9 protein-coding genes, 2 rRNA genes and 1 pseudogene (1 of these 12 running past the window's edge) are annotated in these 12,614 nt (G+C 71.8%); 11 read left to right on the forward strand and 1 reads right to left on the reverse strand.

Annotated features, from left to right (window positions below):
• From CIK06_RS11855 to CIK06_RS11875, 5 genes and pseudogenes are all read left to right on the forward strand, one after another.
• Window positions 1-1,934, forward strand: a 23S ribosomal RNA gene (locus CIK06_RS11855) (it extends 1,183 nt beyond the left edge of the window).
• 105 nt (window positions 1,935-2,039) lie between these two features.
• Window positions 2,040-2,156, forward strand: a 5S ribosomal RNA gene (gene rrf, locus CIK06_RS11860).
• A 232-nt stretch (window positions 2,157-2,388) separates the two neighbouring features.
• Window positions 2,389-3,027 carry a hypothetical protein gene (locus CIK06_RS29305; RefSeq protein ID WP_198348204.1) on the forward strand — a complete coding sequence of 213 codons (639 nt, stop codon included), beginning with the start codon at window positions 2,389-2,391 and terminating at the stop codon, window positions 3,025-3,027.
• Window positions 3,028-3,756: 729 nt separating this feature from the next.
• Window positions 3,757-4,815: a lipopolysaccharide assembly protein LapB gene (locus tag CIK06_RS30895; protein WP_232534290.1), complete on the forward strand. Its 1,059-nt coding sequence runs from the start codon at window positions 3,757-3,759 to the stop codon at window positions 4,813-4,815.
• Window positions 4,812-5,974: pseudogene (locus CIK06_RS11875) on the forward strand (HAD-IIA family hydrolase). Before CIK06_RS30895 ends, CIK06_RS11875 begins: the two are co-directional and overlap by 4 nt.
• 82 nt (window positions 5,975-6,056) lie before the next feature.
• Here CIK06_RS11875 and CIK06_RS11880 read toward each other — a convergent pair.
• Window positions 6,057-6,395, reverse strand: coding sequence for an SCP2 sterol-binding domain-containing protein (locus tag CIK06_RS11880; RefSeq protein ID WP_095567751.1), 339 nt, complete (start codon window positions 6,393-6,395; stop codon window positions 6,057-6,059).
• Between the two features lie 145 nt (window positions 6,396-6,540).
• On the opposite strand from CIK06_RS11880, the gene CIK06_RS11885 reads away from it, so the two are divergent.
• From CIK06_RS11885 to steA, 6 genes are all read left to right on the forward strand, one after another.
• The gene (locus CIK06_RS11885; RefSeq protein ID WP_232534165.1) at window positions 6,541-7,230 is read left to right on the forward strand and encodes a phasin family protein; all 690 of its coding nucleotides are present in this window, start codon (window positions 6,541-6,543) and stop codon (window positions 7,228-7,230) included.
• A 355-nt stretch (window positions 7,231-7,585) separates the two neighbouring features.
• A complete protein-coding gene (locus CIK06_RS32390; RefSeq protein WP_369916134.1) occupies window positions 7,586-7,708 on the forward strand; it encodes a hypothetical protein in 123 nt (40 codons plus the stop codon).
• A 26-nt stretch (window positions 7,709-7,734) separates the two neighbouring features.
• Window positions 7,735-8,568, forward strand: a complete 834-nt coding sequence (locus CIK06_RS11895) for a TlyA family RNA methyltransferase (RefSeq protein WP_095564878.1) — start codon at window positions 7,735-7,737, stop codon at window positions 8,566-8,568.
• Between the two features lie 25 nt (window positions 8,569-8,593).
• Window positions 8,594-9,478 (forward strand): NAD kinase, encoded by an 885-nt coding sequence (locus CIK06_RS11900; protein WP_095564879.1) that lies wholly within the window; start codon window positions 8,594-8,596, stop codon window positions 9,476-9,478.
• A 50-nt stretch (window positions 9,479-9,528) separates the two neighbouring features.
• Complete coding sequence (gene recN, locus CIK06_RS11905) at window positions 9,529-11,286, forward strand: DNA repair protein RecN (protein WP_095564880.1); 1,758 nt, start codon at window positions 9,529-9,531, stop codon at window positions 11,284-11,286.
• A 131-nt stretch (window positions 11,287-11,417) separates the two neighbouring features.
• Complete coding sequence (gene steA, locus CIK06_RS11910; protein ID WP_095564881.1) at window positions 11,418-12,599, forward strand: putative cytokinetic ring protein SteA; 1,182 nt, start codon at window positions 11,418-11,420, stop codon at window positions 12,597-12,599.
• Window positions 12,600-12,614: the final 15 nt, after the last annotated feature.

Raw genomic sequence — 12,614 nt, forward strand, 5'->3', positions numbered from 1 at the left:
TAGCTCACTGGTCAAGTGGTTCCGCGCCGACAATGTAGCGGGGCTCAAGTACACCGCCGAAGCTGTGGCATTCACGCGTGTGCCTCGTGCGATCTCTTTGTGGGGTTGTGTGCAGGTGTGTGGATGGGTAGGGGAGCGTCGTGCCCGTGGTGAAGCAGCGGGGTGACCCAGTTGTGGAGGGGGCACGAGTGAGAATGCAGGCATGAGTAGCGAAAGAAGGGTGAGAAACCCTTCCGCCGGATGACCAAGGGTTCCAGGGCCAGGTTAATCCGCCCTGGGTGAGTCGGGGCCTAAGGCGAGGCCGAGAGGCGTAGTCGATGGATAACGGGTTGATATTCCCGTACCCGCGTGGGAGCGCCCGTGATGAACCTCGTTGTGCTAACCACCCGAGCCTGGTGCGGTTTTCGGATCGTGTTGGGGGAGCGTGGGATCCTGGCGGGTAGTAGTCAAGCGATGGGGTGACGCAGGAAGGTAGCTGAGCCCGGCCGGTGGTTGTGCCGGGGTAAGCGTGTAGGCTGGTGTGTAGGTAAATCCGCGCACTGTGTGGCTGAGACGTGATGCCGAGCCGATTCAGGTGAAGTCAGTGATCCTATGCTGCCGAGAAAAGCCTCTAGCGAGTTCCCGAGCGGCCCGTACCCTAAACCGACACAGGTGGTCAGGTAGAGAATACCAAGGCGATCGGGTGAACTGTGGTTAAGGAACTCGGCAAATTACCCCCGTAACTTCGGGAGAAGGGGGGCCGGACGCGTGATGCCCCTTTGCGGGTGGAGCGTGGTATGGCCGCAGAGACCAGGGGGAAGCGACTGTTTACTAAAAACACAGGTCCATGCGAAGAAGTAATTCGATGTATATGGACTGACGCCTGCCCGGTGCTGGAACGTTAAGGGGACCGGTTAGTCTTTCGGGGCGAAGCTGAGAACTTAAGCGCCAGTAAACGGCGGTGGTAACTATAACCATCCTAAGGTAGCGAAATTCCTTGTCGGGTAAGTTCCGACCTGCACGAATGGCGTAACGACTTCCCTACTGTCTCAACCACAGGCCCGGCGAAATTGCACTACGAGTAAAGATGCTCGTTACGCGCGGCAGGACGGAAAGACCCCGGGACCTTTACTATAGCTTGACATTGGTATTCGGATTGGCTTGTGTAGGATAGGTGGGAGCCGGTGAAGCTTCAACGCCAGTTGGGGTGGAGGCAATCTTGAAATACCACTCTGGTTGATTTGGGTATCTAACTTCGGGCCGTTATCCGGTTCAGGGACAGTGTCTGGTGGGTAGTTTAACTGGGGCGGTTGCCTCCTAAAAGGTAACGGAGGCGCCCAAAGGTTCCCTCAGCCTGGTTGGCAATCAGGTGTTGAGTGTAAGTACACAAGGGAGCTTGACTGTGAGACTGACGGGTCGAGCAGGGACGAAAGTCGGGACTAGTGATCCGGCACTTGCGTGTGGAAGCGGTGTCGCTCAACGGATAAAAGGTACCCCGGGGATAACAGGCTGATCTTCCCCAAGAGTCCATATCGACGGGATGGTTTGGCACCTCGATGTCGGCTCGTCGCATCCTGGGGCTGTAGCAGGTCCCAAGGGTTGGGCTGTTCGCCCATTAAAGCGGTACGCGAGCTGGGTTTAGAACGTCGTGAGACAGTTCGGTCCCTATCCGCCGTGCGCGTAGGATACTTGAGAAGGGCTGTCCCTAGTACGAGAGGACCGGGACGGACGAACCTCTGGTGTGCCAGTTGTCCCGCCAGGGGCACGGCTGGTTGGCTACGTTCGGAAGGGATAACCGCTGAAAGCATCTAAGCGGGAAGCTCGCTTCAAGATGAGGTATCCCACCCCGTGAAGGGGGTAAGGCTCCCAGCTAGACGACTGGGTTGATAGGCCGGAGATGTAAGCCCGGTAACGGGTTCAGTTGACCGGTACTAATAGGCCGAGGACTTGACCTACAAAGATGCTACGCGTCCACTATGCAACTCTGAACCAGCAGACACCACCCACCCACCCGCGAGGGTGGGGGCCAGGGGTTGGGTTGTTTGACAGGTTTATAGAGTTACGGCGGTTATAGCGGTGGGGAAACGCCCGGTCACATTCCGAACCCGGAAGCTAAGCCCACCAGCGCCGATGGTACTGCACCCGGGAGGGTGTGGGAGAGTAGGACACCGCCGGACAGCTATTACAGTTCGAGGGCCGGCCCCCATCCGGGGTACGGCCCTCAACTGCGTTTGCCGCACGGACGGTGCGGCCAGGAACCCAAGCGCTTCACTGGAAGGACCCCCACCGTGACGTCAGGACCGCAGGGCGAGGATCGTCCGCGCCGATACGAGGATCGCGCCGACCGCCCCGGCCGTGGCGGCCCCGGGCGCCGGGACGACCAGACCACCCGGGCCGGCGACCGCCGCGGTGGTGACCGTCGTGAGGGCGGGTTCCGTGGCGGTGACCGTCGCGAGGGCGGTTACCAGGGCGGTGACCGTCGTGAGGGTGGTTTCCGCGGTGGTGACCGTCGTGAGGGTGGCTACCGGGACCGCCAGGACGGTGGTTTCCGTGGCGGTGACCGTCGCGAGGGTGGTTTCCGTGGTGGTGACCGTGGCTACCGTGGTGGCGACCGTCGTGAGGGTGGCTTCCGCGGCGGCGACCGTCGCGAGGGCGGTTACCAGGGCGGGGATCGCCGTGAGGGTGGCTTCCGTGGTGGTGACCGCCGGGACAGTGGCCCCCGGGACGGTGGTTACCGGGACCGTCGGGACAGCGCCCCCCGTGAGGGTGGCTTCCGCGGCGGCGACCGCCGGGAGGGCGGCTACCGGGACGGGGATCGCCGTGAGGGTGGTTACCGGGACGGGGATCGCCGTGAGGGTGGCTTCCGCGGTGGTGACCGTCGTGAGGGTGGCTACCAGGGCGGTGACCGCCGCGAGGGCGGTTTCCGTGGCGGTGACCGTCGTGAGGGTGGCTACCGTGGTGGCGACCGCCGGGACAGTGGCCCCGGGACGGTGGTTACCGGGACCGCCGGGACGGTGGCCCGCGCGACGGCGGGTTCCGCGGTGGTGACCGGGACGGTGGCTTCCGCGGCGGCGACCGCCGCGAGGGTGGCTTCCGCGGCGGTGACCGTCGCGAGGGCGGCTACCAGGGCGGGGATCGCCGTGAGGGTGGCTTCCGTGGTGGCGACCGCCGGGACAGTGGCCCCGGGACGGTGGTTACCGGGACCGTCGGGACAGCGCCCCCCGCGAGGGTGGCTTCCGCGGCGGCGACCGTCGCGAGGGCGGTTACCGGGACGGGGATCGCCGTGAGGGTGGCTTCCGCGGCGGTGACCGTCGCGAGGGCGGCTACCAGGGCGGGGATCGCCGTGAGGGTGGCTTCCGTGGTGGCGACCGCCGGGACGGTGGCCCCCGTGAGGGCGGCTACCGGGACCGGCAGGACGGTGGCTTCCGGGGCGGTGACCGCAGGGACGGTGGCCCCCGTGAGGGTGGCTACCGCGGTGGTGACCGTCGCGATCAGGGCTTCCGCGGCGGGGAACGCCGTGAGGGCGGTTACCGTGGTGGCGACCGCCGGGACAGCGGCCCCCGCGAGGGCGGCTACCGGGACCGCCGGCACGACGAGCGGCGCGAGAGCGGGTACGCCGCCCGGGGAGACCGGAGCGAGCGGAACCGGGACGATCGCCCTGCCGAGCGGGACGAGCGGGCGAAGGGTCCGGAGCTGCCGGAGGAGATCAAAGCCAGCGACCTCGACGGAGACGTACGCGCCGAACTGCTCGGCATGGCCAAGCCGGTCGCCGAGACGGTGGCGCGGCACCTGGTCGCGGCCGGACAGCTCATCGACGAGGAGCCCGCGGAGGCCCTGGCGCACGCGCTCGCGGCTCGCCGGCTCGCCTCCCGGGTCGCGGCCGTTCGCGAGGCGGTGGGACTCGCCGCCTACCACAGCGGCGAGTGGCAGACCGCCATCGCCGAGCTGCGGACGTACCACCGGATGAGCGGACGGCAGACGCACCTTGCGGTGATCGCGGACAGCGAGCGGGCGCTGGGCCGGCCCGAGCGGGCCGTCGACCTCTACCGGGGCGCGGACCGCGCCACGCTCGACCAGGTCGGCGCCATCGAGCTGCTCATCGTGGCCGCCGGGGCGCGCGCCGACATGGGCCAGGGGGACGCCGCCGTGGCGATGCTCCAGGTCCGGGAACTCACCGCCGAGCCGGCCCAACCGTGGACGGCCCGGCTGCGGTACGCGTACGCCGATGCGCTGCTCGGGGTCGGTCGGCGGGACGAGGCGCGGGAGTGGTTCGCCCGCGCGGCCGACGTCGACGAGGAGTCGGAGACGGACGCCGCCGAGCGGCTGCTCGAACTCGACGGCGTGGTGCTGGACGACGACAGCGACGACGAGCTTGACGGCGACGCCGACGGTGAGGTCGACCGCGACGGCGAGACTGGCGCCGACGCCGTCCGGGACGCCGATGTCGACATCGATGCCGACGCCGTCGACCACGACTACGACGATGACGATGACGATGACGACGACGATGAAGACGACGAATACGACGATGACGCGTACGACGATGACGATGACGCCGGGACCGACCTCGACGCCGCCGGCTACGTCGATGACGCCGTCGACGTCGACGGTACCGACGATGACGACGACGGTGCTGACGAGGACGATGACGACCTGGATGGCGACGTCGACGCCGGGACGGTCGAGGCGGTCGAGACCGACGCGACCGTGAGCACGGGTCCCGACTCCACCGGCGCCGTCCCGGCCGGCCGGGACGAAGACGGTCCCGCCGCCGGCACCGACCCGGACGAGCCCACCGCCGCGGCGGACCGGTCCGACGGGTCCGCGGCGCGGTGACCGCCCCCGGCGCGGACCGGCTGGCCGACGGGTACGCCCTGATCGTCTTCGATCTCGACGGCGTGGTGTACCTGATCGACCGGCCGATCGCCGGTGCCGCGGACGCGGTCGGCGGCCTGCATTCGGCGGGCGTGGCCGTCACCTACGTCACCAACAACGCGTCCCGGCGTTCGGCCGAGGTGGCCGAACTGCTCACCGGGATGGGGTACCTGCCCGTCCGGAGGAGGTGCTCACCTCCGCGGGCGCCGCCGCGGCGCTGTTGGCGCAGCGGCTGCCGGCCGCCGCGCCGGTCCTGGTGGTCGGGGCGGACGCGCTGCGCGCCGAGGTCGCGGCCGTCGGGCTGACCCCGGTCGACGGGGCCGATGCCGCACCGGCCGCCGTGGTGCAGGGTTACGGCCCCGAGGTGGGCTGGCGGGAGCTGGCCGAGGCGGCGGTCGCGGTGCGGGCCGGCGCGCTCTGGGTGGCCACCAACACCGACCGGACGCTACCCAGCCCGCGTGGGCCGCTGCCCGGCAACGGCTCGCTGGTGGCCGTCCTGCGTACCGCGCTCGACCGCGATCCCGACGTGATCGTGGGCAAGCCGGAGCCGGCCCTGTTCGGCACGGCCGCGGCCCGGGCCGACGGCCCGGTGCTGGCCGTCGGCGACCGGCTGGACACCGACATCGAGGGAGCCCGGCGCGCCGGGCTGGACAGCCTGCTCGTGCTCACCGGGGTGAGCACGGTGGCCGACCTGTTGCTGTGCTCCCCGTCGGCCCGGCCGACGTACGTCGCGCCGGACCTCGGCGGCCTGCTCGACCCCGACCGGGTGGTGCGGCTGCCCGCACCCGGCCCGGACGCCGGCGCCGGCGACCGACCCGGCCGCCCGGACGGGGCTGCCGACGGAGCCGGTGCCCCGGATGCCGATCGACCCGGTGCCTCGGCCCCGGACGCCGACCGGGCCGGTCCGCGGGACGGCGGCTGGCGGGTGAGTGTCGCGGACGGTACGGCGCGGCTTGCCGGCTCGGGTCGCCCGCTGGACGCGTTGCGGGAGCTGTGCGCCGCGTCCTGGGCCGGTTCGCCGATCAGCGTCGTGCGGCCCGAGGGCGAGGACGCGGCGCGGGCGGTGGCGGAGCTGGGTCTGCCGGGACCGGCGGACGCGCCCGCGCCTTCCGGGAGCTGAAGGTCAACTCATCTTCGGGGAAGTCGGGGGGTCCGCACCACCGGGACACCCCAACTTCGCCGAAGACGAGTCGATCATGGCTCTAGAGCAGCTTGCGCAGCTTCAACAGGTCGAACGGGTTGGCGCTGATCGCGATCCGGCGCGCGGCGAGCGCCTTCGGCACGTCCAGCTCACCGCGGACCAGCGCGAGCAGGTCGTCGCTGGTGGTGCTGAGCGCCACCTTCGCCTGCGGATCGTCGCCGTCGGTCAGGTCGATGAGCCGCCCGTCGCGCAGCCGTCCGTGGAAGGCGGTCTTCAGGTCGGTGATGCGGCAGGCCAGGGTGCGGTCCAGGTTCACCCGGTCGCGGACCCGGTCGGCATTGGCATCCAGCCGCGCCGCGAGGTCGTGCAACGCCTGCCGGCACTCGTCAACGCTGGCCAACCGCCCGCTCCCCTCCGTCGGACCCACCCGCCGCTCGCGTGGTGGGACGCCACGATCACTAACCGGCACCGTACCGCACCCGAACGGCGGCGCACGCCCGGTAGCGTGACAGCCGGAGCAGACGTCATCGCGAGAGGATTCGGGCATGCAGGACGCATGGCGGGCCTACCTGGAAATGGCCCTCGGGTTGACCGAGTCGTCCCGGCGGCGGGCCGAGACGGCGGTGCGCCGGGTGGTCGGCCAGGGCGGGGCGACCGCGACACAGTTGCAGTCGCTGGCCGAGGAGCTGTTCTCCGCGGGGATGGCCAACCGCGAGGCGTTGTCCAAGCTTGTCCGCTTCGAGGTGGACCGGGCCCTGGGCGCGGTGGGGCTCGCCACGGCGGAGGAGGTCGCCGAGCTGACGGCCCGGATCCACCAGCTCGAACGGGAACTGCGGGACGCGCGGGGCACCGCGGTGGCGCCGGCGGCGAGCGCGATGACGCCGCAGACGGCGGCCCCGAGCACCGTGGCGAAGAAGGCCGTGGCAAAGAAGGCGGTCGCGAAGAAGGCGGTCGCCAAGACCACCGTGGCGAAGAAGGCCGTGGCGAAGAAGGCGGTCGCCAAGAAGGCCGTGGCGAAGAAGGTGGCTCCGGCCGAGGCGCCGGGCGCGCCGACCGGCGAGGCGGGTGGCCCGCCGGCCAGCACGCCGCCGGGCAACGCGCAGCCAGGGAACACGCCGCCGGCCGCCGCGCAGCCGGGCAACACCCCGCCGGGGACCAAGCGCGTCGCCGCGAAGAAGCTTCCGGCCACGCCCGAGCGCCGGGCCGCGGCCCGGCGGCAGCCGCCGGCGGCCTGACCAGCACAGCAGAGGGTCTGACCAGCACAGCAGAGGGGTAGCCGTGAACACCGACCTTTCCGCAGCGGATCCCACGGGACCGCGGCCCAGCCCGCCCCCGCGACCCGGCCCGCCGCCGTCCCCCCGTCCCGGGCCACCGCCTCCGCGGCCCGGCCCGCCGCCGGCGCCGTCCCCCGGCCCGGCACCATCGGGGTCGGCACCATCGGGGTCGGCGCCATTGCCGCTGCCCGGCCCGCCGTCCGCGGGCCGACCGGGGCCGGCCCCGCGGCCCGGTGCGCCGGAATCCGGCCGGGTACCCTTCGCTGGCGACGTCTCCGCTTCGGGGGGCGAGGGCGGTCAGCCCCGTCACCCGGCCGTGGACGCCGCGCTGCAAGGCATCGCCAACGCGGCCGAACTGTCCCCGGCGGACCAGATCGCCCAGTACGAGGCCGCGCTGCACGTCCTGCAGGAGACCCTGGCCGGCATCGACCAGGGTTGACCCGTACCCCCGGAGAGTTCCGCATCATGGCACGTCGTACCCGGCTGGATGCCGAACTGGTCCGTCGCGGGCTGGCCCGGTCGCGCGAGCAGGCGGCGGCGCTGGTCGATGCGGGGCGGGTCCAGGTGCGCGGGCAGCAGGCGCGCAAGGTGGCCGCCATGGTCGACCCGGCCGACCCGGTCCGGGTCCTCGGCGAGGACCCGAGCAGCGAGTACGTGTCCCGGGGCGGGCACAAGCTGGCCGGGGCGCTGGCCGCGTTCGGCCCCGCGGGCCTGGTGGTGGCCGGGCGGCGCTGCCTGGACGCCGGCGCCTCCACCGGTGGCTTCACCGACGTGCTGCTGCGGGCCGGCGCCGCCGAGGTGGTGGCGGTGGACGTCGGATACGGCCAACTCGCCTGGTCGCTGCGTGGCGACACGCGGGTTCGGGTCTTCGAGCGGACGAACGTGCGTACCCTCGGGGCCGGGACGATCGGCGGGCCGGTGCAGCTCACGGTCGCGGACCTGTCGTTCATCTCGCTGCGCCTGGTGCTGCCGGCGCTGGCCGCCTGCACCGTCCCGGATGGTGATCTTGCGTTGATGGTGAAGCCCCAGTTCGAGGTGGGTCGGGAGCGGGTCGGCGCCGGCGGCGTGGTCCGGGATCCGGGGTTGCGCGCCGAGGCGGTCCTCGACGTGGCCGCCGCGGCCGCCGACCTCGGGCTCGGCCTGGCCGGGGTGGTGGCCAGCCCGCTGCCGGGTCCGAGCGGAAACGTCGAATTCTTCGTATGGTTGCGCCGCGGCGCACCGGCCGCGGACCCTGACCGGGTACGCGCGGTCGTGGCGGCCGGGGTGGGCGACCCCGGCGCGACGACACAGGAGGCGTGATGGCTGCGACGACGAGGGGGACCCGGTGGGTCGGACCGCACTGCTGGTGACGCACACCGGCCGGCGGCGCAACACCGAGCACGCCCGCGCGGTCGCGGCCGACCTGATCGAGGCCGGGTTCGAGGTGCGGGTGGTCGCCGAGGAGGCCGAGGACCTGGAACTGCCGGGGGTGCTGCCGGTCGGTGGCGTCGCCGCGGCCGAGGGCGCCGAGATCGTGTTCGCGCTGGGTGGGGACGGCACGTTCCTGCGCGCCGCGGAACTGGCCCGCCCGGCCGGCGCGCCGCTGCTGGGGATCAACCTCGGCAAGGTCGGCTTCCTCGCGGAGGCCGAGATCGGCGACCTGGACCAGGCGGTCCGGGACGTGGTGGAGCGCGACTACACGGTGGACAGCCGGCTCACCCTCGACGTGCGGGCCGAGTTCGACGGGGGGCCGCCGATCGAGTCGTGGGCGCTCAACGAGGTGAGCGTGGAGAAGGGCGAGCGGGCCCAGATGCTGGAGCTGCTCGTCGACGTGGACGGTCGGCCGCTGTCGCGGTACGGCTGCGACGGCGTGGTCTGCGCCACCCCCACCGGCTCCACCGCGTACGCCTTCTCGGCCGGCGGCCCGGTGGTGTGGCCCGAGGTGGAGGCGCTGCTGCTGGTGCCGATCAGCGCGCACGCCCTGTTCAGCCGGCCGCTGGTCACCGCGCCCACGTCCACGTTCGTGATCACGGTGGATCCGTTCACGACCCTGGCCGTGCTGTGCTGCGACGGCCGGCGGGTGTACGACCTGCCGCCCGGCGCCCGGGTGAGCGTGCAGCGCGGCAGTCTGCCGGTGCGGATCGTGCGGCTGCGGCCCCGGCCGTTCACCGACCGGTTGGTGGCCAAGTTCGGGCTGCCGGTGCAGGGTTGGCGCGGCAACCGGCGCTGACCGTTTGCCGAGTGGTCAAGTGTCGGCGACCGCTACTACTGTCGGTGGCTGTGTTGGACGAGCTTCGCATCACCGGACTGGGCGTCATCGAGGACACGACTCTGCCGTTGACCGGCGGCATGAACGTCATCACCGGCGAGACCGGCGCGGGCAAGACCATGGTGGTGACCGGTCTCGGGCTGCTGTTCGGCGGCCGCGCGGACGCCGGTCGGGTCCGGGCGCAACCGGGGCGGGCGGTGGTGGAGGGCCGGCTGCGGCTGGCCGAGCCGATGGCCACCAGCGTGCACACCCGGGTCGGTGACGCCGGCGGCGAGCCCGACGACGACGGGTCGCTGCTGCTGAGCCGGACGGTCAGCGTGGAGGGCCGGTCCCGGGCACACGTCGGTGGCCGCAGCATGCCGGTGGCGATGCTCGCCGAGATCGGCGAGCAGGTGGTGGCGGTGCACGGCCAGTCCGACCAGCTGCGGCTGCTGCGCCCGGCCGAGCAGCGGGCCGCGCTGGACCGGTTCGCCGGCCCGGAACACGAGAAGCTGTTGGCGGCCGTGCGGGACGCGTTCCACCAGTGGCGGCGGATCGAGGACGACCTGGCCGACCGGCGGCGCAACGCCCGGGAACGCAACCAGGAGGCCGACCTGCTCCGGCTGGGGCTGGACGAGATCAGCCGGGTGGATCCGCAGCCGGGCGAGGACGACGACCTCAAGCAGGAGGCGCAGCGCCTGGAGCACGCCGAGGGGCTGCGCACCGCGGCCCAGTTGGCGTACCAGTGTGTGACCGGCTCGGGGGAGCCGGTGGACGAGGCGCCGGACGCCACCGCGCTGCTGGGCACGGCCCGGCGCACCCTGGAGGCGCAGTCGGGCGTGGACCAGGCGCTCGGCGAACTCGCGCTGCGGTTGGAGGAGGCCGCGACGCTGGTGACCGACGTCTCGGCCGAGCTGTCGGCGTACCTGGCGGCGCTGGACGCGGACCCGGCCCGGTTGCAGGCCGTCTACGAGCGCCGCGCCGTGCTGCGCGGACTGACCCGCAAGTACGCCGACGACGTGGCCGGGGTGATCGCCTGGGCCGACCGGGCCCGCGCCCGGCTGTCCGAGCTGGACACCTCGGACGAGCTGCTGGATGAGCTGGACCGGGAGCGGCAGCGGCTGGCCGGTGAGGTGGCCGAGCTGTCCGGCCGGCTGTCGGCGTCGCGCCGGGAGGCGGCCGCGCGGTTCGCCGATCAGGTGACCGTGGAGCTGGCCGGGCTGGCGATGCCGCACGCCCGGATCGAGGTGGCGGTGCTGCCGCGTACCCCCGGGCGGGGTGAGCCGACCCTGGTGGTCGACGGCGCGGAGGTCGGCGTGGCCCCGGAGGGGGTGGACGAGGTCGAGCTGCGGCTGCTGGCGCACCCGGGTGCGCCCTCGCTGCCGTTGCAGCGCGGCGCCTCCGGCGGTGAGCTGTCCCGGGTGATGCTGGCGATCGAGGTGGTCTTCGCCGGCTCGGGTGGCCCGCCGACGCTGGTCTTCGACGAGGTGGACGCGGGCGTGGGCGGCCAGGCGGCGGTGGAGATCGGCCGGCGGCTGGCCAGGCTGGCCCGCAGTCACCAGGTCCTGGTGGTCACCCACCTGCCCCAGGTCGCGGCGTTCGCCGATCGGCATCTGGTGGTGGCCAAGGACACCGGGGGAGCGGTCACCACCAGCGGGGTGCACGTGGTGGAGGACACCGAACGGGCCCGGGAGCTGGCCCGGATGCTGGCGGGTTTGCCGGATTCCGACCTGGGTATCGCTCATGCGGAGGAACTGTTGGCCGTGGCGGCCCGGGAGCGACGCCCGTAGGGCGCGTGACCCCGCCCACCTTGTGACCTGAGTCATATTCGTGCCCGGATCGACCGGTTCACCGCCTGGCGGGGTCCCGATCGGGGCATGTCGGCGCGGGAAACTCGGTTTCGCATGCCAGGATGGGGGCGATGCGTCTACCCACGTTGCGCCGATCCCGGTCCGCGGAGCCGGGAACCGTGGTCGGCACCGCCCGCCTCGACCGCCGGACGAAGCGTCTGGTGGGGCGACTGCGGCCCGGTGACATCGCCGTGATCGACCACGTGGATCTGGACCGGGTGGCCGCCGACTCGCTGGTGGCGGTCGGCGTGTCCGCGGTGTTGAACGCCAAGCCGTCGGTGTCCGGGCGGTACCCGAACCTCGGCCCCGAGGTGCTGATCGGCGCGGGCATCCCGCTGGTCGACGACCTCGGCGAGAGCGCCTTCCAGCAGATCCACGAGGGCGACGCGGTCCGGGTGGACGGCAACACCGTGCTGGTCAACGACGAGCCGGTGGCGCACGGCATCCGCCAGGACGCCGAGAGCGTGGCCAAGGCCATGGCCGACGCCCGGGAGGGGCTGTCGGTGCAGCTCGAGGCGTTCGCGGCGAACACCATGGACTACCTCAAGCAGGAACGCGACCTGCTGCTGGACGGCGTGGGCGTGCCCGACGTCGACACCCACATCCGGGGCCGGCACTGCCTCATCGTGGTCCGCGGCTACGACTACAAGGCCGACCTGGACGTGCTGCGGCCCTACATCCGGGAGTTCAAGCCGGTCCTGATCGGCGTGGACGGCGGCGCGGACGCGCTGGTCGAGGCGGGCTACACCCCCGACATGATCATCGGGGACATGGACTCGGTCACCGACGACGTACTGCGGTGCGGCGCGGAGGTGATCGTGCACGCCTACCCGGACGGCCGGGCTCCCGGCCTGGAGCGGGTGCACTCGCTGGGCGTCAGCGCGCAGACCTTCCCGGCCGCGGCCACCAGCGAGGACCTGGCCATGCTGCTGGCCGACGGCAAGGGCGCCTCGCTGATCGTCGCGGTCGGCACCCACGCCACCCTCGTCGAGTTCCTCGACAAGGGCCGCGGCGGCATGGCGTCCACCTTCCTGACCCGGTTGAAGGTCGGCGGCAAGCTGGTCGACGCCAAGGGTGTCAGCCGGCTCTACCGGCAGAGCATCTCCGGTTCGTCGCTGCTGTTGCTCGTGCTCTCCGCCGTCGCCGCGATGGCCTCCGCGGTGGCGGTCTCCACGGTCGGCAAGGCCTATCTCGGCCTGGTTTCCGAGTGGTGGGACAATCTGGTCTTCCAGCTCGGGCAGCTCTTCTCCTGAGGTCGACGATCAAGA

Source organism: Plantactinospora sp. KBS50, from assembly GCF_002285795.1.
Classification (GTDB): domain Bacteria; phylum Actinomycetota; class Actinomycetes; order Mycobacteriales; family Micromonosporaceae; genus KBS50.

Excerpts from the sequence above, each read along its gene's own strand:
- CIK06_RS11885 (WP_232534165.1), top strand. The coding sequence starts at position 6,541 with ATGCAGGACGCATGGCGGGCCTACCTGGAAATGGCCCTCGGGTTGACC.
- CIK06_RS11895 (WP_095564878.1), top strand. The coding sequence starts at position 7,735 with ATGGCACGTCGTACCCGGCTGGATGCCGAACTGGTCCGTCGCGGGCTG.
- steA (WP_095564881.1), top strand. The coding sequence starts at position 11,418 with ATGCGTCTACCCACGTTGCGCCGATCCCGGTCCGCGGAGCCGGGAACC.